We start from the raw sequence: 25,656 nt of genomic DNA, 5'->3' as shown, positions 1-25,656 counted from the left end.
GGTGCGTTCATGCGCACTTCAATCCTCGAAGGCGCGCCGCGCCGCCTGTGGAATCAGCATCGACCCGGAGATAGAGCAGTGGACCGTATCAGGGCGTTCGTCGAATCGCGCCTTCTGGAGCGCATCATCATGACGCTGATCGCGGTGAACGCGGTCACGCTGGGGCTGGAAACCAGCGCCTGGGCGATGGCCAATTTCGGGCCGTTTCTGCTGGCGCTCGACCAGGTCATCCTGACGATCTTCGTCATCGAGATCGGCCTGCGGCTCGCGGTCTACCGCCTGCGTTTTTTCAAGAACGCGTGGAACGTGTTCGATTTCACCGTCATCGCCATCGCGCTCGCGCCCGCCACCGCCGCCTTCTCGGTGCTGCGTGCGCTGCGGGTGCTGCGTCTGTTGCGCATGATCACGATCGTGCCCTCGCTCAAACGCGTCGTCGGCGCGCTGATCGGGGCTTTGCCCGGCATGGGCTCTATCGTGCTGCTGTTGAGCTTGCTGTTCTACGTCTTCTCGGTGATGGCGACGAAGCTCTTCGCCGCCAGCTTCCCGGACTGGTTCGGCACCATCCCGCATTCGGCCTATACGCTCTTCCAGGTGATGACGCTGGAGAGCTGGTCGATGGGGATCGTCCGCCCCGTCATGGAGGTCTACCCCTATGCCTGGGCCTTCTTCCTGCCCTTCATCCTCTCCACCACCTTCACCATGCTCAACCTGTTCATCGGTATCGTGGTGAATGCGATGCAGGTCGAGCACGAGGTGGCGCATGAGGAAGAGCGCAAGGCCGAGGAGGCGAAGCAGCAGGCCGCCCAGGATTCGCGCGAGGTGCTCGCCGAGGAGATCAAGGCATTGCGTGCCGAGATTGCGGAACTGCGCGGGGCGATCGGCAGCCGCACGCCCGCGCAGTAGGGGCGCCTCACAAAGCCTTCAGATGCCGGATCGGCCGCCCCGGCGCGATCATTTCTGCAGCCGCGACAATGCCTTGCGCGTCGATGCCGTAATGCCGGTGGAGATCGGCGATGGTGCCGGTCTGGCCGAAATGCTCCACGCCGAGCGAGCGCGTGCGGTGGCCATGAACGGCGCCGAGCCAGCCCAGCGTGGCGGGGTGGCCGTCGAGCACGGTGACGATGCCGCAATGGGGCGGGATATCGGCCAGAAGCCGCTCGATATGGCTGCGGGCATGCACGAGGCCGCGCTCGCGGGCCCGCTGCGCCGCCGTCCAGCCGGCATTGAGCCGGTCCGCCGAAGTGACGGCGAGCAGGCCGACATCGCGGCGATCCTCCGCCATCAGCCCTACCGCCTCGATCGCCTCCGGCGCGATCACCCCGGTATAGGCGACGATCACCTGCGCATTCGGGCCCGGTTCGCGTAGCCAGTAAGCGCCATCGACAATGCCCTGGGCGAGTTCCGGCGTCATCTTGCGGTTGGGCTGTTCGATTGCCCGCGTCGACAGCCGCATGTAGATCGAGCCGCCGGTCTCGTCGCGCAGCCAGGTGCGCTCGTCCGGTTCGCCGGAGCCGTCGCGCTGGACGTATTCGAAGGCGAAACGCATGATCTCGGCCAGCTCGTCCACATAGGCCGGCTCGAATGAGGCGAGCCCGTCCTGCGACATGCCGATCAGCGGTGTGGCGATGGATTGGTGCGCCCCGCCCTCCGGCGCCAGCGTGATTCCGGATGGCGTCGCGGCCAGAATGAAGCGCGAGTCCTGATAACAGGCATAGTTCAGCGCATCGAGGCCGCGCGAGATGAACGGATCGTAGAGCGTTCCGATCGGGATCAGCCGCTCGCCGAACAGCGAATGCGACAATCCCAGCGCCGAGAGCTGGATGAACAGGTTCATCTCGGCAATGCCGAGCTCGATATGCTGGCCCTCGGGCTTGAAATCCCAGTTGAAGGTGGAGGGGATGCGCTCCGCCTTGAAGGTATCGGCGAGGCTCTGGCGGGCAAACAGCCCGCGCCGGTTCACCCAGGGCCCGAGATTGGTCGAGACGGTCACGTCCGGCGAGGTGGTGACGATCCGCTCGGCGAGCGGCGTGTCGTTGCGGCCGAGTTCGTTGAGGATCATGCCGAAGCCCTGCTGCGTCGACAGGCTTGCCTGGTGCGGCACCGGGAAATCATCCGGCACAGGCAGGACCGGCGCGCTCAGGCGTCGCTCGCCACCGGCGCGGAATGGCACCTTGTCGAGGAAGGCCTCCAGCGCGTCTTCGGGCAGCGAGAGCCCTTCGAAGCGATCCCATTCATGCCCCTCGCGCACGCCCGCCTGCTCGCGATAGGTAGCGAATTGCTTGGGCGTGAGCAGGCCGGCATGGTTGTCCTTGTGGCCGGCGAGCGGCAGGCCGAAGCCCTTGATCGTGTAGGCGAGGAAGACGACGGGGCGATCATGGTCGATCCCCTCGAAGGCCTCCAGCAATGTCGGCAGATCGTGGCCGGCGAGGTTGGTCATAAGCCGCCCGAGCTCTTTGTCGGAGCGCTTTTCGATCAGGGCCGTGAGCGGGCCCTGATCGCCCAGATCATCCATCAGCCGCTTGCGCCAGGCAGCGCCACCCTGGAAGGTCAGCGCGGAATAGAGCTGGTTCGGGCAGGTGTCGATCCAGTCGCGCAGCTTGTCGCCGCCGGGCTCGGCGAAGGCTTCTTCAAGCAGCGAGCCGTATTTCAGCGTCACGACATCCCAGCCGAAGGCGCGAAACAGCGCCTCGAACCGGGCATAGAGGCCTTCACGGATGACGGCGTCGAGGCTCTGACGGTTGTAATCGACGATCCACCAGGTGTTGCGCACGCCCTGTTTCCAGCCCTCCAGCAGCGCCTCGAAGATGTTGCCCTCATCCATCTCGGCATCGCCGACGAGGGCGATCATGCGGCCCTCGCGGCGATCCTTGGCCCAGCCATGCGCCTTCACGTAATCCTGCACGATGCTGGCAAACAGCGTCTGCGCCACGCCCAGCCCGACGGAGCCCGTCGAGAAGTCCACGTCATCGGCATCCTTGGTACGCGAGGGATAGGATTGCGCCCCCTTGAAGCCGCGAAAATTCTCCAGATTCTCCCGGCTCTGCTTGCCGAACAGATACTGGATCGCGTGATAGACCGGGCTCGCATGCGGCTTCACCGCGACGCGATCCTCGGGCCGGAGCGCGGCCATGTAGAGCGCCGTCATGATGGTGGCGAGCGAGGCCGATGACGCCTGATGCCCGCCGACCTTCAACCCGTCCGCACTCTCGCGCAGATGGTTCGCATTATGGATCGTCCAGGTGGACAGCCACAGGATCTTCTTTTCCAGCTCGGCGAGAAACGGCAGACGCGGATCGCTCATGGTCGGGGGGCTCCTGAAGGGCGCGCTGCGGCTGATGCGACCGCGGCGACGATTTCCCCGATGTTGTAGCGCGGGATGCGACGTCAAGGGAAGGGTGCCGGAGACAAGGCGCACTTGGCAATGCGCAATCTCGATCAGCTTTGCTCGGGAGCGTTTGCGCTGGTGCTGCCGGTGAGGATTGAACTCACGACCTCTCCCTTACCAAGGGAGTGCTCTACCACTGAGCTACGGCAGCGAAAGGGCGAGGCGCGTGGCGTCTCGCTTGCGGCGGGTGGATATCGGATTGCGCGGGGGCTGGCAAGAGCGGCGGGGCTGTTTCGATGAAGAAAATGCTCCGCACCGGGATTTCGCGCATTCCGGGCCGTCACGCCCCTCATTCGGCGGCGTGGCGGATCTCGTGCAGCGGCAGGCCGAGCGCCTCCCAGGTCTCCAGCAGTGCGTCGCGCAGATGGCCGATATGCGCTTCGCCGTGGAGCGGTGTCGGGGTGATGCGCAGGCGCTCGGTGCCGCGCGGGACGGTGGGGTAGTTGATCGGCTGGATATAGATGTCGTGCCGCTCCAGCAGACGGTCCGAGGCCGCCTTGCAGGTCTCGGCGTCGCGCACCATCACCGGAACGATATGCGTCGGCGTCAACAGTACCGGCAGGCCGGCCTCGCCGAGAACTTGCTTCACGCGCGCGGCCTGGCGCTGCTGGCCGTCACGCTCGACCTGCGAGGCCTTGAGATGGCGCACGGAGGTCGCGGCCGCCGCGCAGATCGCCGGGGGCAGGGCGGTGGTGAAGATGAAGCCGGGCGCATGCGAGCGGACCGCGTCGATCACCGCCGTGCGTCCGGTAATATAGCCGCCGAGCACACCGAAAGCCTTGCCGAGCGTGCCCTCGATCACGTCGATGCGATGCATCACCCCGTCGCGCTCGGCGATGCCGGCGCCGCGCGGGCCGTACATGCCCACCGCATGCACCTCGTCGATATAGGTCATGGCGTTGTAGCGCTCGGCCAGATCGCAGATCTGTGCGATCGGCGCGATATCGCCATCCATGGAATAGACGCTCTCGAAGACGATCAGCTTCGGCTTGTCGCCGGCGGCGATGAGCAACTCTTCGAGATGGGCGAGATCGTTGTGGCGGAAGATCTGCTTCTCGCAACCTGCATTGCGCACGCCCTCGATCATCGAATTGTGGTTGAGCGCATCCGAAAGAATCACGCAGCCGGGAATCAGCCGCGCGATCGTGGCGATGCCGGTCTGGTTCGAGACATAACCGGAGGTGAAGACGAGGGCGGCTTCCTTGCCGTGCAGATCCGCGAGCTCGGCTTCGAGCCCGACGATGGGATGGCTGGTGCCGGAAATGTTGCGGGTGCCGCCGGCGCCCGTGCCGCAATGCTGCGCCGTCTCGGCCATGGCCGCGATGACGGCGGGGTTCTGCCCCATGCCGAGATAATCGTTGGAGCACCATACCGTGATCTCGCGCACGCCTTCCGGACTGTGCCAGCGCGCACGCGGGAATTCGCCGGCGATCCGCTCAAGATCGGCAAAGACCCGATACCGGCGTTCCTGCTTGAGGCTGTCGAGGGCGTTTTCGAAATAACGGACGTAATCCATCGCTTCACCGGGGGATGAGCCGCGCTGCGCGCGACGCTGTACCGAACTTTCGCATCACGGGCGTTGTCGCACATTGCGATCCGTCAATGCGAATGATTCCAATATAGGGGGATTGGCGCTTGAGAGAGCCCGTGTAAAGCCTTATTCCGGTTCGAAGCGACGAAGGGTCGCAAAACGGGCGGTCTCCGGGGGTTGGCGGATGGCGGATCAGGGGCGCGAGGCGCGGCTCAAGGCGGCGTTGCGGGAGAATCTGAAACGGCGCAAGCAGCAGGCGCGCAAACGCGCTGCTCCGGATCTGCAGGCTGGTTCGAGCAAGGCAGGCGGCGCGGCAGAGCAGCCGGATGCCCAGGCCGGGACGGACAAGAAGCCGGGTGAGGCGGGCGAGTCATCTTGATCTCGCCGTTTTTGCCGGCTCAAAACGACGACGCGGCGGCATGTCGCGGCAATGATTTCGGTGGGGGTTAGAGGGCATGGATCGCATCATCATCCGCGGCGGGGCGTCGCTCAACGGCGCGATACCGATTTCCGGCGCGAAGAATGCGGCTTTGCCCCTGATGACGGCGAGCCTGCTGACAGCCGAGACGCTCGAACTCGCGAACGTGCCGCGCCTTGCCGATGTGCAGCTGCTTTTGCGGATTCTGGGCAATCACGGTGTCGATCACACCATCGTGGGGCGCCGCCCGGGCGAGAGCGCCGAATCGGGCCAGACCCTGCGGCTCCAGGCCTCCACCATCATTGATACCACCGCGCCCTATGAACTCGTCTCGCGCATGCGGGCGAGCTTCTGGGTGATCGCGCCGCTGCTCGCGCGCTTCGGCGAGGCCCGTGTCTCCCTGCCCGGCGGCTGCGCCATCGGCACGCGCCCGGTCGACCTCCTGATTGATGCGCTCCAGGCGCTCGGTGCCGAGATCGAGATCGATGCGGGCTATGTGGTCGCCCGGGCGAAGGACGGCCTGCGCGGCGCGCGGATCGCCTTTCCCAAGGTGACCGTGAGCGGCACGCATGTGGCGATGATGGCAGCAGCTCTGGCGCGCGGCGAGACCGTCATCGAGAATGCCGCGCGCGAGCCCGAAATCGTTGATGTCGCCGATTGTCTCAACGCCATGGGCGCAGAGATTACCGGCGCGGGCACGCCGCGCATCACGATCGCGGGTGTGACGAGCCTGCACGGGGCGCGCCACGCCGTGCTGCCGGATCGTATCGAGACGGGCACTTACGCGATGGCCGTCGCCATGGCGGGCGGCGATGTGACCCTGGAGAACACGCGCGCGGATCTGCTGCAATCGGCGCTGGATGTGGTCGCGCGCACCGGGGTCGAGATCAGCCAGACGCCCTCGGGCATCCGCGTGCGCCGCCAGGGCGGCAGATTGGCGCCGGTGCACGTGACGACCGAACCGTTCCCCGGCTTCGCCACCGATCTGCAGGCGCAATTCATGGCGCTGATGACGCGGGCCGATGGCATCTCGCATATTCGCGAGACGATTTTCGAGAACCGGTTCATGCATGTGCAGGAGCTCGCCCGCCTCGGTGCGAAGATCCGCCTCGACGGTGATCTTGCCATCGTCGAGGGGGTGCCGGAACTGCGCGGGGCGCCCGTGATGGCGACGGATCTGCGCGCCTCGGTCTCTCTCGTCATCGCCGCTCTGGCGGCTGAAGGCGAGACCACGATCAACCGGGTCTACCATCTCGATCGCGGTTTCGAGGCGCTGGAGAGCAAGCTGACGCGCTGCGGGGCGCAAGTGGAACGCGTACGCGCATAAGATGTGGAACGCGTACGCGCCAGGAGAAGAACACGGGCCGGCAAGGCTCGACGGAGAAAGCGTCTCGCCTTGCGCGCAGGCCTGTGCTAGTCGAGCCGCTTGATCAAAATGCGCATCGGCGCGCCGAATATCGAACAGGTCAGGCAATGAACGAGTTTTTCCGCGAGGTCGACGAGGAATTCCGCCGCGACAGGGCCATGGCGTTCTGGAAGCGCTGGGGCGGTGTGTTCGTGGCGGTTGCGGTGCTGGTCGTGGCGGGCGTCGGCGGCTGGCGGTACTGGGAATATATCGAGACGCAGCGCGCCCACGAGGCTTCGGCGCAGCTCTTCGATGCCCAGCAGATGATCAACGAGGGCAACCGCGACAGTGGCATCGCCATGCTGGAGGAACTGGCCGAGGGCGAGCGCGGCGGTTTCCCGCTGCTGGCGCGTTTCCGCATTGCAGCTGCGCTCGGTGAACAGAGCGCGTCGCGGGGGGCGGAAGCCTTCGACGATCTCGCTTCAGATGCGAGCGTGCCGACCAGCATGCGCGATCTCGCCAGCCTGCGCGCAGCCATGTTGCGGCTCGATACCGATCCCGCAGCGGCTGCTGCCGCGCTGGAAGAGCTCGCCGTTCCGGATAACGCCTACCGCCATTCCGCGCGCGAGGCGCTCGGGCTCGCGGCTCTGCGCCGCGACAATTACGACGAGGCCGGGCGCTGGTTCGACGAGATGGCCGCCGATCCCGATACGCCTTCGGGCCTGCGCGGGCGGCTCGAGATCTATTCCGCACTCGTGGCCGCCGGGCCTGTCGAGACCATGTAAGCCGATAGCGGCGACCAACCGCGTATACGCGAAAGCGCAAGGCCATGCAGCCCACCGTCGCCATTGTCGGCCGCCCGAATGTGGGCAAGTCGACCCTGTTCAACCGCCTCGTCGGCCGGCGTCTCGCGCTCGTCGACGATCTGCCTGGCGTCACCCGTGACCGCCGTGAGGGCGAGGCGCGTCTGGCGGATCTGCGCTTTGCGATCGTCGATACGGCCGGGCTGGAGGAGGCGGATTCCGGCAGCCTGCTCGGGCGCATGCGCGCCCAGACCGAGGCGGCGATCGAGGATGCCGATGCCGTGCTGTTCGTCATCGACGCCCGCACCGGCCTTCTGCCGACGGACGTCCCCTTCGCCGAACTGGTGCGCAAATCCGGCAAGCCGGTGATCCTGCTCGCGAACAAGGCGGAGAGCCGGACCGGGATCGCCAATGTCTACGACGCCTACGAACTCGGCCTCGGCGAGCCCATCGCCTTTTCCGGCGAGCATGGAACCGGGCTCGACGAGCTCTATGACCAGTTGCGCGAACTGCTGCCCGATGCGGTCGAGGACGATGAAGCCGAGCGCGGCGATGACGACCCGGTGCGCATCGCCATTCTCGGGCGCCCGAATGCCGGAAAATCCACGCTGATCAACCAGCTGATCGGATCGGAGCGTCTGCTCACCGGGCCCGAGGCCGGGATCACCCGCGATGCGATCACCATCGACTGGACCTGGCGCGGGCGCCACGCCAAGCTGATCGACACGGCGGGTCTGCGCAAGCGTGCCCGCATTGACGACAAGCTGGAAAAGCTCGCCACATCCGACGGGATCCGCGCCATGCGTTTCGCCGATGTCGTGGTGGTTCTGCTTGATGCCACGATTCCGTTCGAGAAACAGGATCTGACCATCGTCGATCTGATCGAGCGCGAGGGCAGGGCGGTGGTGATCGGGCTCAACAAATGGGATCTCGTTGCCGATCAGCAGGGACTCCTGAAGGATCTGCGCGAAAAGGCGACGCGGCTTCTGCCGCAGGTCAAGGGCGCGCCGGTGGTGCCGCTCTCGGGCCTCGCCGGCGAGGGGCTCGACCGCCTGATGCAGGCTGTTTTCAAGGCCCACGAGACCTGGAACACGCGCATTTCCACGGCGAAGCTCAACCAGTGGCTGGGCGAGGCGGTGGAGGCCAATCCGCCTCCGGCGGTCTCGGGGCGGCGGATCAAGATCCGCTACATGACCCAGATCAAGGCCCGCCCGCCGCATTTCGCCTTCTTCGGCAACCAGCTCCACGCCCTGCCCAAGAGCTACACGCGCTACCTCGTCAACGGCCTGCGCGAAGCCTTCAACCTGCCGGGCACCCCGATCCGGGTTTCCCTGCGCACGGGCAAGAACCCGTACGACAAGGGCCGCGGGTGATTGATTGCCCTGCATGAAGGCCGCGCCCGGCCTCCCTCCCCAGCGCGGTGTACAGACCGGGGAGATGATGAATATTTTGAGGTATGAGCGGGGGCGAAGAGGGGAGTTCTGGCGCGGCCTTCATGCGGCAGGGGGCGCGTGGCGGTCCTACTCCGCTGCCGCGCGGCGTTCCGGGTAGAGGCCGAGCAGGCCCTTGCGGCTGGCCTCGCAGATGCCGCGCTCGGTGATCAGCCGGGTGACGAGGCGGGCAGGGGTAACGTCGAAGGCGGGGTTGCCCGCAGGCGAGCCCGGCGCCACGACGCGGATCGTCTCGATCGTCCCGGAATCGGTGAGACCGGTGAGATGCGTCACCTCGCGCTCGGCACGCTCCTCGATCTCGATGCCGCTCACACCGTCATCGATGGTCCAGTCGATCGTGGAAGCGGGGAGGGTGACGTAGAAGGGCACGCCGTTGTCACGCGCGGCGAGGGCCTTGAGATAGGTCCCGATCTTGTTCGCCACATCACCCGTGGCCGTGGTGCGGTCGGTGCCGGTGATGCACATGTCGACCTTGCCGTGCTGCATCAGATGGCCGCCGGCATTGTCGACGATGACCGTATGCGGCACGCCGTGGCCACCGAGCTCGTAGGCCGTCAGCGCCGCGCCCTGGTTGCGCGGGCGGGTCTCATCCACCCAGACATGAACCGGAATGCCCGCATCATGCGCCTGATAGATCGGCGAGAGCGCGGTGCCCCAGTCGACGCAGGCGAGCCAGCCGGCATTGCAATGGGTGAGGATGTTGACGGGGCGCCCGGTCTCGCGGTGGCGCTCGGCGATCAGCGTCATGGCATGGGCGCCGATCTGCCGGCATTGCTCGACATCCTCGTCACACAGCGCAGCCGCCTCGGCGAAGGCGCGCTCGGCACGCTGCGAAGTCGGAACGGCGCTGAGGCAGCGCTCCATGCGCGAAAGCGCCCAATGCAGGTTGACGGCGGTGGGACGCGTCGCGGTGAGGCGGCGGATGGCGCCGGCCAGCGAGGCATCGGAGGGATCGGCGCGCATCTGCATGGCGACGCCGTAGGCCGCCGTCGCGCCAATCAATGGGGCGCCGCGCACGACCATGGTGACGATCGCCTGTGCAGCCTCGTCCATGTCGCGCAGGCGCAGCAATGCAAAGGCGAAGGGCAGCCTGGTCTGGTCGATGACCATGATCCCGTCGCCATCCTCGGCGGGAAAAATCGTGCGGTAATGAACGCCATCGATCTTCATGGCGGGTCCCCTTCACAAGCAGGTTGACTCAGTATTCGATCTCGAAGCCGATACCCACGGAGGTATCGCCATCAGCGCCGACCTGCGACTGTAGCCGCAATCGGCGGCTGAGGTCGATATCCACGGAGACCCCGGTATCCTCCGGTCGCGCGCCAGCGCGGATACCGACGCGGACATTGTCGGCGATATAGCGCGAAACGCCCACGGCGGGAGCCTCCGCATCGGCCGTGATGTCGAGGCTGTCGACGCCGAGCGCCCGGCGCAGCTGGTCGAAGGCGCCGGGGCCTCCACCGGTGAGGGTGGCGATGCCTTGCGCGAGTTGCAGCGCCTGCGCGGCAGACAGCCCGCCCGAGGCCTGATCGAACAGGATGCGCGAGAGGATCTCATCCTCGGGCAGGGAGGGAACCGAGCTGAGAATGAAGGAGGGATCATCGGCGGGGCCCGAGACCCTGATGCTGACCGTTGCGTCACTCACCTGCGTCTCGGCGACGAAATCGATGAAGGGCACAAGATCGCCGGCGAAATCGAGCGTGCCGCGCGTCAGGTCGAGCCGCTGGCCGAGCAGGTCGAAGCGACCGCGCCGCAATTCGAAGCCGCCGATCGCAACCGGATCGCGGCTGGTTCCGCTCAGGCGCAGCGCACCGCCAAGCTCCGCATTGATGCCGCGCCCTCGAATGAAGATGCGGTTCGGGCTGTCGATGGTGAGGTCGAGGCGGGCATTGAAGCGCACGCCGCGCTCGCGACCCGCTGCATCCCGCAGGGCCAGACGTGCAAGCACGTTTTCCGGTGCGCCGACATGGCGGGTGCCGGGAAGCGGCTGCAATGTCGTGGGGAGGCGGTCGGGGACGGTGATGTCGAGCGTCGTCAGGGTCACGCCGCCGGAAATCAGCGGCTGCGTCACCAGGGCGCCGGTGAGCGAGAGGTCGAGATCGACTGTCGCGGTCGCGAGATCGTTCGAGACGAGGCGCGCATTGCGCCCGGTGATGCGCAGATCGCCGGGGAAATTCGCAGCAGGATCGATGCGCACCTGTCCGGATGCGGCGAGCGTGCCGTCATTCGGGGTGGCGGCGCTGAAGGAATCGATGCGCAGCACGTCGCCCTGCGCAACCAGCCTGGTATTGATCGCGGAAATATCGAGGCCCAGCGATTCGTCGGTGAAACGCCCCGCACTGACCGTCGCCGTCCCGTCGATGCGCGGCGCCGCGCTCATGCCGCGAATCGTGACATCGACCTGCGCGGCGCCGGTCAGCCGCCGGCCCTGCGGTGCGAGGATGATATTCGCCGCCGCGAGATCGAGATTGCCCTGCGCACGCAGATCGAGCGCATCGGTCTGATCGATCGGGACACTCCCGGTGATGCGCAGATCCGCTGCGGCGGCGCTGATCCCGGCATCGACGCCGATGCGCTGATCGGCAATCGTGCCGGAGGCGGTGACGTTGACGCTGGGAATACCCGCTTCGCGTAATTGCGGCAGGGCGACATCGGAGAGGCTGAGCCGGTAATCGCCCTGCGGCGCATCCGCGCTTCCGCGCAGTCGCGCCCCGCCTTCCGCCGTCCCGGTCAGGCCGAGGCCGGGGACGAAGATCTCCGAGATCGACAGGGGCAGGGCGGTGATGTCCACGGCGAGATCGAGGCTCTCGCCGGCAGCGCCTGCGATGGTGATGCGCCCGCCATTGGCCGCGATGGTGACATCCTCGAACGTGGCGCTGCCATCGGCAATGATGATCTGCGCGGGCTGCCGCAGTGCAAGGCTGCGCTGGCCGCGCGTGGCGGAGAGGACGTCGAGCCCGATCACGAAATCCGAATCGCGCGGCGTGAGGCGCCCGCGCGCATCGAGATCGAAACCCTGCGCCCGCGCCTCGGCGGTGAAACGTGTCTCATCCGCAACGCCTTCGGCGGTCAGCGCCACGCGGCTGAATTCCTGGCCGGCGACGGCGAGGCTCTCCGCCCGTGCCGTGCCGGCGAATGCGGGGGCCCGCAGGAGGTCGCTGCCCTGCATGTCAGCCTCAAAGACCGATACGGTGATATCGCCGAAACCGAGCGCTTCACCACGCGCGTCAATCCGCGTATCCTGGCCGCCATCGGCGATGGCGAGATCAATCGTCGCGGCAAGACTGCCGCCGAGCTCCGTCAGCAGCAGCGCGCTCAGATCGTCGAGATCCTCTGCATCGAGCGCGATGCGCCCCTCGGCGCGGTTGTCGGCATCGAGGGTCACCGCGCCGTCAAGGCGGGCGGAGCCGATGGTGATCGCGAGATCTTCCAGCGCATATCCGCCTGCGGCACGCGCGCGCAGCCGCAACCCGCCTTGCGCGGCATTGCCGGCGACGCGCCCGTCGAGTGCGAGGCGCAGATCCGGAAGGCCGGTGAGATCGGTCCCGTCCAGCGTCAGGGCGAGCCGTGGCACCGAACGATCGAGGGCGATCATGTCCGCGATTTGCACTGTGCCGCTCAGATCAGGCTGTTCCAGCGATCCCGTCAGGCGCAGATCGCCATCGAGCCGCCCGGCGGTGATGCGGGGATCGAGGGGCGCGAGATCGGCCACGCCGACATCAAGGCGAATGTCGGCCGCGCCGTCATCGGCCCGCCCGTCGAGCTGCGCGGTGAGATTGCTGCCCGCAAGACGCAGTTCATCGAAGGAGAGACCGCCGGGGATCTGCGCGACGTTGCCGCTCAGCCGCGTCGTCTCGCCGAGCAGGCCGTCGATCATGTCGTTGCCGGTGCCGAAATCACGCAGATCGCCGGACAGGGCCACGACGACCTGCTCGATCGACGGGTTGCCCGCCATCCGCGCCGTCAGATCCGCCGCGCCGCGCAGTGGCAGGCCGGCGAGCCCTGAGAACGGTGCCAGATCGGCGATCATCGCGCTCAGCGTCGCATCGAGCGATTCGCTGCCGACGCTGCCGGTGAGATTGCCGGCGAAGGTCGGCGTCATCAGTCGCGCTTCGGCCAGATCGGCAACGCCATCGGTGCCGAGCACGCCATGGGCTGCGATTTCGAGGCTGCCGCCGAGTGCCCTGTCGAGGGCCGAATCGGCCAGCGCGATACCTTGCGCATCACCGTTGACGCGGAAATCGAAGCGATCGGCGCCATCATCCCCGGTTGACCGAGCGGTTTGCGGATTGATCGCGATGTCGAGATCGAGCCGTTCGAGCGCGGCTCGCGGCGTCTCGACTCCCGCTGCCTCGATCGTACCGTCAAGGGCAGGTGCCGTCAGCGGGCCCGCCACCTGCAGATCGAGGGCGAGTGTGTCCACCGCCACGTCACCGGCACGGCTGACGCCGTCACTGCCGGGGAGTGCGCGGCCCGTGACCCGGACATCGAGATCGCGATCAGCTGAGATCGTGCCGCCGATGGTGAGCCGTGCAACCTGCGTGCGCAGGCTCAGATCATCGAGCCGAAATGCCGTATCATCGCGCAACTGCGCATCACCGGTCAGCCGCGTCTCGCCCTCGAAGAAGGGCGCGACCGCAGGCGGCATCAGGCCGGCCAGGCGCGCGGCGAGGTCGAGGTCGAAATCGTGGGCCGCGTCGTTGCGCACCACCCGCGCCTGACCGCGCGCCCCGATTTGCGGGCCAGCGCTGAAATCGAGCCGGGCGTCGAAATCATCGAGCGGATCATCACCGCTCACGGTAAGATTCACGGGTGGACGACCAGGCAGATCAAGGAGCGTGCCGACAAGCCCGCCGGCGGGCTCGGCGAAGGCGAGATCAATGGTCAGCCGGTTGTTTTCCGGAATATAGTCGAGTTCCAGATCAAGAGCGGCGTCATCGTCGAGGCGGCGCGCGGCGAAGCTGAGATCGAGACCCTCTGACGGGTCTGCCAGCCGGGCGGAACCTTCGGCGGTGAAGCGTGCTTCTTCCCCAGAACCGGCGCGCCCACGATCAACTCATCGAGGTTGAATGCATCTATGCGCACCTCGAGCGGCAATTCGGGAAAGAGTGGCCCGCTTTCGGCGGCGTCCTGCTCCTGCGGTGGCGTCTGCGCCGGGCGCAGATATTCCACCGTGCCGATATCCAGCGCGTTCACCTGCAGACGCCGCCGCAGCAGCGAGGCGCGGCTCCAGTCGAGGCTGACCCGATCCAGACGCAACCAGGGGCCTTCCTCGTCGGAGATGGTGATATTCGAGATCACGGCCGTCGATGACAAGGCGCCATCGATATCGCCGATGGAGACACGTGTCGTCGGCGTGGTCAAAAGGCGCGAGATCAGCGAGGCCAGCGCGCTCTGGTCGTCATCGGCCTGACCGGGCGTGGCGAAGACGAGCCAGCCGCCGACGAGCACGGCGAGAACGAGGGCAGCGATGCCGGAGAGGGTGCGGATCGGTTTCATCATCAAAAGGCCTGCCCGATGCCGATATAGATGCCATAGCCGCGCTGACCATCCTCCTTTTGAAGCGGGACGGCGAAATCGAGGCGGATCGGACCGATCCCGGTATGATAGCGCAGACCGAGACCGGCGGCGAAGCGCAGTCGCTCCCCGAAATCCGGATAGCTCTCGCGGAAAGCGCCGCCGGCATCGATGAAGGGCACGATGCCGATCGTATCGGTGATGCGGATGCGCGCCTCGAGCGAGCCTTCGATCAGGGAGCGGCCGCCGATCGGATGGCCGGCACGCATCGGGCTCAGGCTGCGATAGGCATAGCCGCGTACCGATCCGCCACCACCGGCAAAGAAACGCCGGTTGGCCGGGATTTTCTCGAGATCAGGCCCGACGATGGAGCCGAACCCGATACGCGCAGCGAGGATGTAGCGGGCGCGATCATCAAGCGCATAGTAGGTCGACAGGTCGAAGCGTGTCTTCACCATGTTCAGGGACGAGCCAAGCGCCCCCGCGTAAGGTGTCACACCGGCACTGAGCCGAATGCCCTCGGTCGGCTCCAGCCGGCTGTCGGAGGAATCGAATTCCAGCGTGAGCGGGATGCCGACGAGGCGGTAATCGCGCTTGCGCGTGTCATCCTTGGTGATGCCGTGCTCATACTCGATCCCGGCCTGGATGTTGAACGTGTCCGAAAAGCGATGGCGGAGACCGGCGGTCACGTTCACGAGCCGTGTGTCGAAACCGTCTGCCCGGTCGCGCTCGATGCGGGCATCGGCGAGGAAATCATTGCGCGTACCCCACAGGGCGGGCTTCATGAAGCTCGCGGAAACACGCCCGCCGAGATCGTCGAAGACATTGCGCCGCCGGTCGAACAGCGCGCCGCCGCCCTGCGTCAGATAGAAGGCCGAGGCTTCGAGGCGCAGTCGCTCGGCGCCACCGAACAGGTTGCGATGTGTCCAGTAGACGCGCGTCGAGGGGCCGTCCGTGGTCGAGAATTGCGCCGAAGCGCCCAGCACGCGCGGCAGCCGCTCGGTCACCTCGACATCAAGGGGCAGATTGCCGTCGGCATCGAGGGTGTCGCCATGGCGCACGCGCACTGAGGCGAGGGCGTCGATCCGCGTGACGGTGGTGCGAATTCCTGCCAGCGCCTCGGGCGAATAGGGATCGCCGGGTTCGGTATAGATGAAGGAGCGGATCACCCGCTCGTCGACATTCTCGTTGCCCGCGATCGTGATCGGCCCGAGGCCGGCGACGGGGCCGGGGGAGACCGCGATGGTCAGATCCATGACCCGTTCGGGATGGTTCACCACCGGGTCGATCTCGACGATATCGGCGAAGGGGCGCGATTGCGCGCGATAGTAATCGACGATGCGCGCCTGTGCGCTCAGAATATTCGCGGCGGAAGCGGGATCGCCGGGGGCGAGGGCAACGACATCCTCGGGGATCGCCGTCGGGCCGAGCCGCTGGCCGGTTCCCGCTTCGACGATTGCGACGTTGCGAATGGTGAAGCGTTGCGCCGGATCGATGGCGATGCGCACGGGCACCCGCGCGCTCCCGCGAAACGGACTTGCCGCATCGTTTGCCGCATCGACCCGATCCGTCCCCACACGCATGGTGACCCCGGCCACTTCGATGGCGACGCTGGCATTGTAATAGCCCAGCCCCCACAATGCGTCGATCAGGGGAAGAATGTCGCCCTGCGCGCGCCGGGCGAGCGCCTGGGCATCCGGCGGAGCATCGCTGCGCAGCTGATGCAGCGTCGAAATGTCCTCGATCGCGGTGCGCAGCTGCGAATCATCGCCGACAACATCGATCTGCAAATCATAGGGGAGCGCGTCGGCGCTCGGTTCGGGCAGGGTCTCGCCACGCCCGAACAGGCCGAAGAAGTCGAACGCATACGCGCTCCCCATCGGCATCATACCGAGCATGAGGGCGAGGCAAAACGCTTTCCAGACAGGCGTTCGGGACACTGGCCCGCAGACGCGCTTCATTCACATACTCCAGAGATTCCCGCTGCCCCCGCTTGGCGGAAATCTGTACCCTTCATGACTGCGTAGCGCAGAATTGAGAGTATTTCTTTAACGCCCGTGCAGCCCGCTGGCAAACCCGCAAGGGCCTTCACGGATGTGTGATCGTGTAACGAATCGCTGCATTGCGGCGTATAGGTGACAGTGCGCCCCGTCTCGGCGTGCAGCGATGTTCGAAATCCGGGAGATATCTGCGTGACAAGCATGGAACGGCCAAGGCGCCGATGGTTCGGCGCAATCGCAATCGCAGCGCTTCTGCTCTCATCAGGCGCAGCGAAGGCTCAGAATGGCGCGCCGGATGCGCTTTCGAGCTGGGACGAGATCGTGGCGGCGGCCGAAGGTCAGACCGTCTACTGGAATGCCTGGGCGGGTGACGAGAGGGGCAACGCATTCATCGCATGGGCCGGTGAGCGGGTGCGCGAGCGCTACGGTGTGCGCATCGAGCACGTCAAGCTGACCGATACCGCCGAGGCGGTTGCGCGGGTCGTGGCCGAGCGGGCCGCCGGGCGAGACGAGGGTGGTACGGTAGATCTGATCTGGATCAACGGCCCGAACCTCTTCACAATGAAAGATCAGGATCTGCTTTTCGGGCCCTTTACGGGAGCGCTACCCAACTATGCATTGGTGGACGAGCGGGGCAAACCTTCCAACGTGGTCGATTTCACCATTCCCGTCGATGGCATGGCGGCGCCGTGGCGCGTGGCCCAGGTTGCCTTTGTCTACGATTCCGCCCGCGTCGATCGTGAGGACCTGCCCGGATCGATCCCCGACATGCTTGACTGGGCGCGGGAGAATCCGGGGCTGCTGACGCATCCAAATGCGCGCGATTTCCTGGGCGCCACCTTCCTGAAACAGGCGCTCTACGAACTGACGCCCGATCCCGCATTGCTGCAGGAAGAGGCGACGGATGCGACTTATGCCGATGCCACGGCGCCGTTCTGGGCGTGGTATGAGGCGATCCGTCCGCATTTCTGGCGGGGTGGCACGGACTTTCCCGGCTCCAGTGCCGATCTCGATCGCCTGCTTGACGACGGCGAGATCGAGATCGCGGTGACGTTCAACCCGGCAACGGCGGCGCTTCTGTCCGAGACGGGGCTTCTGCCTGATACGGCGCGGGTCTATTTCCTCGATGGCGGTACCATCGGCAACACTTCCTTCGTCGCGATACCCTATAATGCCGCGAACAGGGAAGGTGCGATGGTCGTCGCGAATTTCCTGATGTCGCCGGAGGCTCAGGCGCATGCGCAGGATCCGACCGTGCTCGGTGCCTTCACCGTGCTCGATACGGACAGGCTGGACGCGGATGCGCGCGCGCTGTTCGCGCAAACATCGCAGCACCCCGCCATGCCAGGCCCTGAAGAGATTGCCGATGTGCTGCTTGAGCCGCATCCCTCCTGGATGACGCGGATCGTCGAAGATTGGGAAGCGCGGACGGCGCGCTGATCCGATGCTGCGTCTCGCGCCGGTCCTGACCCTGCTGATCCTGCTCGCGCCGATCGGCGCGGGGCTGCTCTGGACGCTCTTGCCGGCCTTCGGCTATCTGCCGGTGCTGGGTACGCGCGATTTCTCGCTCGATCCCTGGCGCGAGCTCTTCGCCTATGCAGGTTTTCGCTCGGCGCTGTGGCTGACGATCTCCGTGGGCTTCGGTGCAAGCCTCATCTCGCTGATCCTCGCGATCGCGCTGTGTGCCACCAGCGTGGGCACGCGCGCCTTCGAAATCCTGCGCGCGGCGCTGCCACCGCTTCTGGCGACGCCGCATGTCGCCATCGCCATCGGCTTCGCCTTTCTGGTGGCGCCGAGCGGTCTGATCGCGCGCGGCTTCTCGCCCTGGGCCACCGGCTGGGAGCGCCCGCCCGGCATCGCCACGGTGAACGATGCCTATGGGCTGAGCCTGATTGCCGGGCTCGTCCTGAAGGAGACGGTCTATCTCATCCTGATGATCATCGCCGCGAGCACGCAGGTGGCGCTGCGCCCGATGCTGCAGGCGGCTGCGGCACTGGGATACGGGCCGGCGCGGGGTTTCGTCGCGGTGATCATGCCGCAGATCTACCGCCAGATCCGTCTTCCGATCTATGCCGTGCTCGCCTTCTCGCTGGCCAATGTCGAGATGGCGCTGATCCTCGGACCCGGCAATCCGCCGCCGCTCTCGGTGGTGGCGGCGCGCTGGTTCGCCGGCTATGATCTGGGCATGTATTACCCGGCTTCTGCCGCCGCAACGCTGCAATTCGCCATCGTCGTCGCCGGGATCGGCCTGTGGCGGCTGATGGAGATCCCCGTCGGTGCAATCCATCGCGCCTGGCTGGCGCGCGGTGTCCGGCGTGGCGCCGGTGAGCCGTTCTGGCGTGGCGCGGCGCTGATCGGCTGGGCGGCCGGCGTTCTGGCGCTGGCGACGCTCGTGGCCATCGCGGCATGGTCCTTCGCGCATCGCTGGCGCTATCCGGATTTTCTGCCGCAGAGCTGGTCGCTTCGCATCTGGGAGCAGCATGCGGGTAACGTCGCGGCCCTGGCCGGAGTTACGGCGGTGATCGCCGCCGCTGCGACGCTGGTGGCGATGGTTCTGGCGCTGGCTTGCCTCGAGAACGAGCAGCGGCGCGGATTGACGGTGGGGCAGGGAGCCTTGTGGGCTCTCTATCTCCCGCTGCTCGTGCCGCAGATCGGCTTTCTCTTCGGGGCCCAGATGTTGCTGGTGCATTTCTCCCTTGATGCGACGCTGTTCGCGGTGATCTGGGCGCATCTCATCTTCGTGATGCCCTATGTCTTTCTCTCGCTCGCCGATCCGTTCCGCACGCTCGATCCGCGTTATGCGCGCAGCGCGGCGGCTCTGGGGGCGTCTCCGCTGCGGATCTTCTTCAGCGTGAAGCTGCCGATGCTGGCGCGACCGCTGGCGATTGCGTGCGCCATCGGTTTCGCCGTGAGCATTGCGCTCTATCTTCCCACATTGTTCGCTGGCGCCGGGCGCATCGCCACCCTGACCACCGAGGCGGTGACGCTGTCGAGCGGCGGCGACAGGCGGGTGATCGGCGTCTATGCGTTCATCCAGGCGCTGCTGCCGCTCGCCGTCTACGCGATCGCGCTGGCCCTGCCGGCGCTGATCTACCGCAACCGCAAGGGACTGGCATGATGGATGGAGCCGTTGTGACGAGGCAGGCCAAACCAGCGGGTGAGGACGGTTCTGCGGCGGGGCTCGTTCTGCGCGACATTTCCATCAGCATCGACGACGCGGCGCTGCTGGACGGGCTCGACCTCACCGTTCCGCCGGGCGACGTGGTGACCGTGATGGGGCCGAGCGGGTCGGGAAAATCGACGCTGCTCGCCTATGTGGCCGGTTTTCTCGACAAGGCCTTCACGGCGCGCGGCGACGTGCTGCTCGATGGCGCAAGGATCACCGCGCTGCCCGTGCAGCAGCGGCGGCTGGGGATCCTTTTCCAGGATGACCTGCTCTTCCCGCATCTGAGCGTCGGCGCCAATCTCGCCTTCGGCCTCGATGCCGGCGTCGGGGGAAGGCGGGCGCGGCGGGAGCGGGTGGAGGAGGCGCTGGCGCAGGCGGGGCTCGGCGGCTTCTACGAGCGCGATCCGGCGACGCTCTCGGGCGGCCAGCGCGCCCGCGCGGCCTTGATGCGCACTCTGCTGGCATCGCCGCGCGCGCTTTTGCTCGACGAGCCGTTCAGCAAGCTGGATCGGCCCCTGCGCAAGGAGATCCGCGACTTCGTCTTCAGCCATGCCCGCGCGATCGGCCTGCCGACGCTGCTCGTGACGCATGATCACGAGGATGCCGATGCCGCCGGCGGGCCGGTGGTGACGCTCGTGGTGTGAGAGGTGTGTCGCCTCAGGGTGCGAAACGGGTATCGTAATCCAGCACCGCGTTGAGCAGAACCTGCGCGCCGGCGCCGCAATCGGCGAAGGTCGCGTTCTCCGCCTCGTTGTGGCTCAGCCCGTTCTCGCAAGGCACGAAGATCATCGCCGTCGGCGCGATCGCGGCGGTATAGGTGGCATCGTGGCCGGCGCCGGAAAGCATCTCGCGGCTCTCGTATCCCGCCTGCTGCGTGCCACGCCGCACCGCCTCGATGCAATCGGTATCGAAGACCACGGGCGGGTTGTCGGTGACGCGGCGGTGTTCGGCTGCGAGGCCGATTTCGCCCGCGACGGCGTCGATCGCCTGATGAAGCGCGGTTTCCATCGCCTCCAGAACGGCTGTTTCGGGATGCCGGAAATCGACCGTGAGAAAGACCTCGCCGGGGATGACGTTGCGGGAATTCGGGCGCACCTCGACCATGCCGACCGTGCCCACCGCATGCGGCGCATGCGCATGGGCGATGGCATCGACGTGCTCAATGAGGCGGGCCGCGCCGAGAAGCGCGTTGCGGCGCAGCTTCATCGGCGTGGTGCCGGTATGGGATTCGCGGCCCGTGAGGGTGATGTCGTACCAGCGCATGCCCTGGACGCCGGTAACGATACCGATGCTCTTGCCCTCTGCCTCCAGGATCGGACCTTGCTCGATATGCAGTTCGAACATGGCCGAGAACCGTGTCTGGCCGACGGGCACGTCGCCGCGATAGCCGATCCCTTCGAGTGCCTCGCGCAGGCTCACACCGTCACGATCGGTGATCGCCTCGGCCATGTCGGGCGCATAGAGCCCCGCATGCACGCCGGCGCCGAGCATGGAGGGCGCAAAGCGTGCGCCTTCCTCGTTTGTCCAGTTGACGAGCATGATCGGCGCGTTGGTCTCGTAGCCGAGATCATGCAGCGTGCGCATCACTTCGAGGCCGGCGAGCACACCGAGCACGCCGTCGAACTTGCCGCCGGTGGGCTGGGTGTCGAGATGGCTGCCCATGGCGATCGGGGCGATGTCGTCGCGCTTTCCCGGGCGCACGGCGAACATGTTGCCCATCGTGTCGATGCCGACGCTGCAGCCGAGAGCCTCGCATTCCACGCGAAACCAGTCACGGATCTGGCGGTCGAGATCGGTCAGGGTAACCCGGCAGATGCCTCCCTTCGGCGTTCCACCAATCTGCGCCGTCTCCATCAGCGTATCCCACAGGCGCTGTGGATCGATGGTGAGATTCTGCATGTCGACGGCCCCTGTGCTGATCGTATGCGGCGCAGGTTCGGGCGCGTTTAAGCTGCTCGCAAGGGGAAGCTTGGGGGAAGGGGCCTGTGCGTTCATGCACTATCGTCTGGCTTGTCGAGCCACGGCGTGAATTGGTTAAATGCTTCGGTAAGCGTGGGGCGCAAATGAGATGGACACAATCTGTCTCAAATTGTACTCAACAGGCCGAGCTTAGGGTGGAGTACGAGCGATGGCGTTTTTCGTGCACTGGTGCCTGCTGAACCGCGAGGGGCGGATTCTCGAAAGCGGCTGTTTCGATGCCCGCTTCACGCGTCGCGAAGGCGCCGTGCGTTTCGTGCTCGAACGGCTGGATGCCGCACCGCATTATGGTTTCTGCGCAGGTCCGGATTACTGGTGGCTGTCGGGAGCGCGCGATGGCGGGCTTGAAACCCGGCTCTGGATAGATGCAGATGCAACGATCTCTGCGCAGCATGCGGATGCAGGATTCGTCTGAAGCCGCTACGCCGCCACCGCGTCCTCGCGCACGAGACGCACGCCGGCAATCTTCCAGCTGCCATCCGGTTGCTGTTCCATTGTATACAAAGCTAGCCAGGACTGCCCGTTCGCATCGATCAGCGTGACTTCCTGTACCGGCCCCTGCGGGGTCTGGCGCAAGGCGCCGAAATCCCGGCTGCGCGGGCGATAGACCGGCGGATAACCCTGGCGCACCATACCCATGAAACGCTCTTCGCCCGGAAACAGGCGCTGAATTCCCGGCGCTGCGAAGCTGTAGGCGCGCGTGGCGTCGTCGGCGAGGAAGGCATCGAGCTGGCGCGTAATGACGTCGCGGATGGCCGCGTCCTCCCCGCCTTCCTGAGCGAGAACTGCAGGGGTCGAAGTCAGTCCCGACAGCAAAACCAGAGCCGCGAGGATTTTTGCAAGTTGCCGCATCGTCGTCTCCTCTTGCGTCATGCCGCGCAGGTGGCGCGCTCATAACGGCGATCAGGCTACCAGGGCAGGCGCTCGCCGCGATAATCAAAGAAGCCGCCGCTTTCCTCACTGGTGAGCCCGTCGATCACGGCCAGCATCTCGCCGACTGCGACATCCGGCTCGCGCACGTTCAGGCCGCTCTTGGCGAAGGGTTGGGTCAGCGGGGAATGCACGGTGCCCGGATGCATGGCGACGCAAACAGCTTCGCGCCAGCGCCGGCCCAGTTCGATGGAAGCGCAGCGCATGATCTGGTTGAGCGCCGCTTTCGAGGCGCGGTAGGAATACCACCCGCCGATGCGGTTATCGCCGATGGAGCCGACGCGAGCGGAGAGCGTGACGAAGGCCGCCTTGCCCTCGCGCGGCAGGAGCGGCAACAGATGCTGCATCAGCAGTGCCGGGCCGATGGCGTTCACGGCGTAGGAATAGGCCATGTGACCGGCATCGAGATCGCGCCACGACTTTTCCGGCATGCGTTCATTGTCATGCAGAAACCCCGTCGCGTCGATGACGAGACGGATGCGCGCGCCCTCAAGGCCGCTGGCGAAATCGGCGATGGCGGCAGGATCGAGCAGATCCAATGCGGCATCGTTGCTGCGCGCGGCGGCGACCACCCGGCTGAAGTGTCCGGAGGCTTCGAGCGCGCGCACGAAGGCGGCGCCGATGCCGCCGGTTGCGCCGGCAACGACGGCGATACCGTCATCGGGAAAGGAGGTGAGGTGGTGATTTGGTTCAGCCATCACCGCGACATATCGCGGTGTGGCGTCAAGGCAAGATCATCATTGCGAAGGGCGCTGCGATCCTGTCTCCCTGCGGGCTGCGCCGTCAGGTCTCAATTCGCACCGAAAGCCGAGCGGATCAGCCATTGCTGCGCAGCGACGGGGCTGTCGTTATTCGGACGCGTGGGCTCATCCGTCGAAATCAGCTTGTCCAGGTGCAGGATACGCGCATGCAGGCGCACGGAATGCCCGATCAGATCCTTCAGGCGCGGGGGCAGGGAGGCGGTGTCGAAGACGGGGCTTGCCGGTTCCGGCTTGGTGAGGCGCACCCGGGTCTGTTCCTGCAATGCCTGTTCCGGTGAGATCTCGCCCTCGGCCACGGCGCGCTGGACCAGCAGCCACGAAGCAATCTGCATCAGACGGGTGGTGAGCCGCATGCTCTCGCTGGCATAGGTCAGCGATGCCTGGCGCGACAGCAGCCGCGATTCCTCGCGCCCGTCACCGTCGAGATAGGCCGCCGTCTCCTCGACGAGTCCCATGCCTTCGCTGAACAGAGCGCGGAACGCCTCCGAACCGACGAAGTTGCGTCCGAAATCGACCGGATCGCCTTCTTCCCGAAAAGTGATGTCCGCGTTCATGTCTCGCCTCCTGCATTGCGCATTGTCGTGTCCTGTCCCAAACGAAAACGCTGGGACGCGGTTCATGCGGAACGAGGCAAAACTAACGCCGAATGCGGGAGGGCGCGCTGTTTACATTGGGTTAGGGTTAACGCTGTGGATGAATCAAAAAAGAGCCGCCTGGAAAGGCGGCTCTGAAGTCTCAACAGGGAGGCGTCAAACAGAGTGGACAGGAGCCACTCGACATCCAGAAGTCTGGAATGTCTGATTCATAAACCGGAAAGCTTAAGGGTTGGTTAACGCCGCGTTTCCAATTGAGATTCATTGCGTGAAAATGACACACGGCCAAGCTTATGCCTTGAACACGGCATCCGCTGCTGATTTTGACGCCTGCTTTTGTGCGCGCATCTGCTCCAGCCGGGTGATCTCCTGCCGCAGAGCCGCAATTCGCTCGTCGATCTCCTCGATCGACAATGTCGAAAGATCCTGGCCGACGACGTGATTGCGGGCCTGCGCCTGGGGGCGCACGGTCTCATCCGCGAATGGATCGAATGCCATGGCCATCTCCTCTGCTTGTCGTATTCTGCCCACAGGGTAAGCCACATGACCCGCGCTTGCCAATGCCGTCGGGGCATGCGACCCCCGATCAGCGACCTGAAACCGGGCGAGCCGGAACGAAAAGCCGGTATCAGACGAGGAGAAAGCCATGACACATCCCGCAACGATGCGTGCCGTCATCGCCGATGGCGGCGGCGGTCCCGAAGTCCTGAAACTGGTCGAACGCCCGGTTCCGCAGCCCGGGCAGGGCGAAATCCTGGTTCGCGTGCATGCCGGCGGCATCAATCGCCCCGACGTTTTCCAGCGGCTGGGCAATTATCCGCCGCCCCCCGGCGCCTCCGATATTCTCGGGCTCGAAATCGCCGGCGAAGTCGTGGCCTGCGGCGAGGATGCGACGGATTTCTCGCCTGGTGACCGGGTGATGGCGCTGGTCGCTTCGGGCGGTTACGCGGACTATGCGGTGGTGGCGCAGGACAATGCGATCCCCTTGCCGGAAGGCCTCTCCATGGTCGAGGCCGGGGCGATCCCCGAGACCTATTTCACCGTCTGGACCAACATGTTCGATCGCGGCGGCCTCCGGGCCGGCGAGACCGTGCTCATCCATGGCGGGTCATCGGGCATCGGCACGACGGCGATCCAGCTCGCCAAGGCTTTCGGTGCGACCGTGTTCGTCACGGCCGGCTCGCAGGAAAAATGCGAGGCCTGCGTGAAGCTCGGTGCCGATCGCGCGATCAATTATCGCGATGAGGATTTCGTCGCGGTGGTGAAGGAAGCGACAGATGGCAAGGGCGTACCCCTGATCATCGACATGGTGGGCGGGGATTATATCGGGCGCAATTACGACGCCGCCGCCACCGAGGGCCGCATCGTGCAGATCGCCTTCCTGAAGGGCGGCAAGGCGGAGGTCGATTTCCGCCGCCTGATGGTCAAGCGTCTGCACCATACCGGCTCGACGCTGCGCCCGCGCTCGGTGGCGCAGAAGGCGGAGATCGCCCATTCCCTGCGCGAGAAGGTCGTGCCGCTGCTCGCAAAGGGCGCTTGCAAGCCGATCATCGATTCCACCTTCAAGCTGGAAGATGTCGCCAAGGCGCATGCGCGGATGGATTCGAGCGCGCATATCGGCAAGATCGTGCTGACCATGGCGGATTGAGTTCCGTTACGCCCCAATAACCCAAACACGTCCAAAACCTGTCTACGCAAGATGAGAAGCAACGGAAATCAACTCTGAACGGGTTCTTCTTGAAGTAAGTCAAGTCAGCTGCTTGCCGCTTTTGGAAGCAG

At 65.8% G+C, this 25,656-nt stretch carries 21 protein-coding genes and 1 tRNA gene; 10 read left to right on the top strand and 12 right to left on the bottom strand.

Features of this window, described 5'->3' with window-relative positions; translation table 11 throughout:
- Positions 1-78: 78 nt before the first annotated feature.
- The gene (locus tag GA0071312_RS13995; protein ID WP_074445463.1) at positions 79-903 is read left to right on the top strand and encodes an ion transporter; all 825 of its coding nucleotides are present in this window, start codon (positions 79-81) and stop codon (positions 901-903) included.
- A gap of 7 nt (positions 904-910) precedes the next feature.
- On the opposite strand, the gene GA0071312_RS13990 is transcribed toward GA0071312_RS13995, so the two are convergent.
- From GA0071312_RS13990 to hemA, 3 genes are all read right to left on the bottom strand, one after another.
- Positions 911-3,301 carry a transketolase gene (locus GA0071312_RS13990; protein WP_074445462.1) on the bottom strand — a complete coding sequence of 797 codons (2,391 nt, stop codon included), beginning with the start codon at positions 3,299-3,301 and terminating at the stop codon, positions 911-913.
- Positions 3,302-3,461: 160 nt separating this feature from the next.
- A tRNA-Thr gene (locus GA0071312_RS13985) sits at positions 3,462-3,536 on the bottom strand.
- A gap of 138 nt (positions 3,537-3,674) precedes the next feature.
- Complete coding sequence (hemA, locus tag GA0071312_RS13980) at positions 3,675-4,901, bottom strand: 5-aminolevulinate synthase (protein WP_074445461.1); 1,227 nt, start codon at positions 4,899-4,901, stop codon at positions 3,675-3,677.
- A 199-nt stretch (positions 4,902-5,100) separates the two neighbouring features.
- On the opposite strand from hemA, the gene GA0071312_RS13975 reads away from it, so the two are divergent.
- The 4 genes from GA0071312_RS13975 (at position 5,101) to der (ending at position 8,855) form a co-directional block, all read left to right on the top strand.
- On the top strand, positions 5,101-5,295 hold the full coding sequence (locus GA0071312_RS13975; RefSeq protein WP_074445460.1) for a hypothetical protein: 195 nt from the start codon (positions 5,101-5,103) through the stop codon (positions 5,293-5,295).
- A gap of 76 nt (positions 5,296-5,371) precedes the next feature.
- Positions 5,372-6,661: a UDP-N-acetylglucosamine 1-carboxyvinyltransferase gene (gene murA / locus GA0071312_RS13970; RefSeq protein ID WP_074445459.1), complete on the top strand. Its 1,290-nt coding sequence runs from the start codon at positions 5,372-5,374 to the stop codon at positions 6,659-6,661.
- A 146-nt stretch (positions 6,662-6,807) separates the two neighbouring features.
- Positions 6,808-7,464 (top strand): tetratricopeptide repeat protein, encoded by a 657-nt coding sequence (locus GA0071312_RS13965; protein ID WP_074445458.1) that lies wholly within the window; start codon positions 6,808-6,810, stop codon positions 7,462-7,464.
- Between the two features lie 44 nt (positions 7,465-7,508).
- A complete protein-coding gene (gene der / locus GA0071312_RS13960; protein ID WP_074445457.1) occupies positions 7,509-8,855 on the top strand; it encodes a ribosome biogenesis GTPase Der in 1,347 nt (448 codons plus the stop codon).
- A 147-nt stretch (positions 8,856-9,002) separates the two neighbouring features.
- Here the strand turns inward: der and mtnA are convergent, their stop codons facing one another.
- From mtnA to GA0071312_RS13945, 4 genes are all read right to left on the bottom strand, one after another.
- On the bottom strand, positions 9,003-10,103 hold the full coding sequence (mtnA, locus tag GA0071312_RS13955) for an S-methyl-5-thioribose-1-phosphate isomerase (RefSeq protein ID WP_074445456.1): 1,101 nt from the start codon (positions 10,101-10,103) through the stop codon (positions 9,003-9,005).
- A 28-nt stretch (positions 10,104-10,131) separates the two neighbouring features.
- Positions 10,132-13,731 (bottom strand): translocation/assembly module TamB domain-containing protein, encoded by a 3,600-nt coding sequence (locus GA0071312_RS13950; protein WP_131817819.1) that lies wholly within the window; start codon positions 13,729-13,731, stop codon positions 10,132-10,134.
- An 86-nt stretch (positions 13,732-13,817) separates the two neighbouring features.
- A complete protein-coding gene (locus GA0071312_RS19220; protein ID WP_083204577.1) occupies positions 13,818-14,435 on the bottom strand; it encodes a hypothetical protein in 618 nt (205 codons plus the stop codon).
- Entirely contained in the window at positions 14,435-16,330 is a 1,896-nt protein-coding gene (locus GA0071312_RS13945) for an autotransporter assembly complex protein TamA (protein ID WP_238947220.1), read from the bottom strand. The genes GA0071312_RS19220 and GA0071312_RS13945 overlap by 1 nt, the downstream gene beginning before the upstream one ends.
- A 321-nt stretch (positions 16,331-16,651) precedes the next feature.
- Between GA0071312_RS13945 and GA0071312_RS13940 the strand changes: the two genes are divergently transcribed.
- From GA0071312_RS13940 to GA0071312_RS13930, 3 genes are read left to right on the top strand one after another with little or no spacing between them, the layout of a single operon-like run.
- On the top strand, positions 16,652-17,890 hold the full coding sequence (locus GA0071312_RS13940; RefSeq protein ID WP_074445454.1) for an ABC transporter substrate-binding protein: 1,239 nt from the start codon (positions 16,652-16,654) through the stop codon (positions 17,888-17,890).
- 4 nt (positions 17,891-17,894) lie between these two features.
- On the top strand, positions 17,895-19,568 hold the full coding sequence (locus GA0071312_RS13935; RefSeq protein WP_074445453.1) for an ABC transporter permease: 1,674 nt from the start codon (positions 17,895-17,897) through the stop codon (positions 19,566-19,568).
- Positions 19,568-20,260: an ATP-binding cassette domain-containing protein gene (locus GA0071312_RS13930; protein WP_074445452.1), complete on the top strand. Its 693-nt coding sequence runs from the start codon at positions 19,568-19,570 to the stop codon at positions 20,258-20,260. Before GA0071312_RS13935 ends, GA0071312_RS13930 begins: the two co-directional genes overlap by 1 nt.
- A gap of 13 nt (positions 20,261-20,273) precedes the next feature.
- On the opposite strand, the gene GA0071312_RS13925 is transcribed toward GA0071312_RS13930, so the two are convergent.
- On the bottom strand, positions 20,274-21,515 hold the full coding sequence (locus tag GA0071312_RS13925) for a M20 family metallo-hydrolase (RefSeq protein WP_074445451.1): 1,242 nt from the start codon (positions 21,513-21,515) through the stop codon (positions 20,274-20,276).
- 229 nt (positions 21,516-21,744) lie between these two features.
- On the opposite strand from GA0071312_RS13925, the gene GA0071312_RS13920 reads away from it, so the two are divergent.
- On the top strand, positions 21,745-22,008 hold the full coding sequence (locus GA0071312_RS13920) for a hypothetical protein (protein WP_074445450.1): 264 nt from the start codon (positions 21,745-21,747) through the stop codon (positions 22,006-22,008).
- Positions 22,009-22,013: 5 nt separating this feature from the next.
- On the opposite strand, the gene GA0071312_RS13915 is transcribed toward GA0071312_RS13920, so the two are convergent.
- The 4 genes from GA0071312_RS13915 to GA0071312_RS13900 all read right to left on the bottom strand — a co-directional run bounded on the left by GA0071312_RS13915 (position 22,014) and on the right by GA0071312_RS13900 (position 24,375).
- Positions 22,014-22,445: a DUF4864 domain-containing protein gene (locus GA0071312_RS13915; RefSeq protein WP_074446194.1), complete on the bottom strand. Its 432-nt coding sequence runs from the start codon at positions 22,443-22,445 to the stop codon at positions 22,014-22,016.
- Between the two features lie 56 nt (positions 22,446-22,501).
- Positions 22,502-23,221, bottom strand: a complete 720-nt coding sequence (locus GA0071312_RS13910) for an SDR family NAD(P)-dependent oxidoreductase (RefSeq protein WP_074445449.1) — start codon at positions 23,219-23,221, stop codon at positions 22,502-22,504.
- A gap of 92 nt (positions 23,222-23,313) precedes the next feature.
- Positions 23,314-23,838, bottom strand: a complete 525-nt coding sequence (rcdA, locus tag GA0071312_RS13905; RefSeq protein WP_074445448.1) for a protease adaptor protein RcdA — start codon at positions 23,836-23,838, stop codon at positions 23,314-23,316.
- A 330-nt stretch (positions 23,839-24,168) separates the two neighbouring features.
- On the bottom strand, positions 24,169-24,375 hold the full coding sequence (locus GA0071312_RS13900) for a DUF1192 domain-containing protein (protein ID WP_074445447.1): 207 nt from the start codon (positions 24,373-24,375) through the stop codon (positions 24,169-24,171).
- A gap of 148 nt (positions 24,376-24,523) precedes the next feature.
- On the opposite strand from GA0071312_RS13900, the gene GA0071312_RS13895 reads away from it, so the two are divergent.
- Complete coding sequence (locus GA0071312_RS13895; RefSeq protein ID WP_074445446.1) at positions 24,524-25,525, top strand: NAD(P)H-quinone oxidoreductase; 1,002 nt, start codon at positions 24,524-24,526, stop codon at positions 25,523-25,525.
- Positions 25,526-25,656: the final 131 nt, after the last annotated feature.

Source organism: Saliniramus fredricksonii (assembly GCF_900094735.1).
Classification (GTDB): Bacteria; Pseudomonadota; Alphaproteobacteria; order Rhizobiales; family Beijerinckiaceae; genus Saliniramus; species Saliniramus fredricksonii.
This window is presented reverse-complemented; position numbering and strand designations above follow the sequence as displayed.

What these genes read in the sequence shown, in the direction of transcription:
- GA0071312_RS13920 (WP_074445450.1), top strand. Translation starts at nt 21,745, where the DNA reads ATGGCGTTTTTCGTGCACTGGTGCCTGCTGAACCGCGAGGGGCGGATT.
- GA0071312_RS13945 (WP_238947220.1), bottom strand. Translation starts at nt 16,330, where the DNA reads ATGGGGAGCGCGTATGCGTTCGACTTCTTCGGCCTGTTCGGGCGTGGC.
- murA (WP_074445459.1), top strand. Translation starts at nt 5,372, where the DNA reads ATGGATCGCATCATCATCCGCGGCGGGGCGTCGCTCAACGGCGCGATA.
- hemA (WP_074445461.1), bottom strand. Translation starts at nt 4,901, where the DNA reads ATGGATTACGTCCGTTATTTCGAAAACGCCCTCGACAGCCTCAAGCAG.
- GA0071312_RS13930 (WP_074445452.1), top strand. Translation starts at nt 19,568, where the DNA reads ATGGATGGAGCCGTTGTGACGAGGCAGGCCAAACCAGCGGGTGAGGAC.
- GA0071312_RS13940 (WP_074445454.1), top strand. Translation starts at nt 16,652, where the DNA reads ATGGAACGGCCAAGGCGCCGATGGTTCGGCGCAATCGCAATCGCAGCG.
- GA0071312_RS19220 (WP_083204577.1), bottom strand. Translation starts at nt 14,435, where the DNA reads ATGATGAAACCGATCCGCACCCTCTCCGGCATCGCTGCCCTCGTTCTC.
- GA0071312_RS13965 (WP_074445458.1), top strand. Translation starts at nt 6,808, where the DNA reads ATGAACGAGTTTTTCCGCGAGGTCGACGAGGAATTCCGCCGCGACAGG.
- GA0071312_RS13990 (WP_074445462.1), bottom strand. Translation starts at nt 3,301, where the DNA reads ATGAGCGATCCGCGTCTGCCGTTTCTCGCCGAGCTGGAAAAGAAGATC.
- mtnA (WP_074445456.1), bottom strand. Translation starts at nt 10,103, where the DNA reads ATGAAGATCGATGGCGTTCATTACCGCACGATTTTTCCCGCCGAGGAT.
- GA0071312_RS13900 (WP_074445447.1), bottom strand. Translation starts at nt 24,375, where the DNA reads ATGGCATTCGATCCATTCGCGGATGAGACCGTGCGCCCCCAGGCGCAG.
- GA0071312_RS13975 (WP_074445460.1), top strand. Translation starts at nt 5,101, where the DNA reads ATGGCGGATCAGGGGCGCGAGGCGCGGCTCAAGGCGGCGTTGCGGGAG.
- rcdA (WP_074445448.1), bottom strand. Translation starts at nt 23,838, where the DNA reads ATGAACGCGGACATCACTTTTCGGGAAGAAGGCGATCCGGTCGATTTC.
- GA0071312_RS13915 (WP_074446194.1), bottom strand. Translation starts at nt 22,445, where the DNA reads ATGCGGCAACTTGCAAAAATCCTCGCGGCTCTGGTTTTGCTGTCGGGA.
- GA0071312_RS13925 (WP_074445451.1), bottom strand. Translation starts at nt 21,515, where the DNA reads ATGCAGAATCTCACCATCGATCCACAGCGCCTGTGGGATACGCTGATG.
- GA0071312_RS13935 (WP_074445453.1), top strand. Translation starts at nt 17,895, where the DNA reads ATGCTGCGTCTCGCGCCGGTCCTGACCCTGCTGATCCTGCTCGCGCCG.
- GA0071312_RS13895 (WP_074445446.1), top strand. Translation starts at nt 24,524, where the DNA reads ATGACACATCCCGCAACGATGCGTGCCGTCATCGCCGATGGCGGCGGC.
- der (WP_074445457.1), top strand. Translation starts at nt 7,509, where the DNA reads ATGCAGCCCACCGTCGCCATTGTCGGCCGCCCGAATGTGGGCAAGTCG.
- GA0071312_RS13910 (WP_074445449.1), bottom strand. Translation starts at nt 23,221, where the DNA reads ATGGCTGAACCAAATCACCACCTCACCTCCTTTCCCGATGACGGTATC.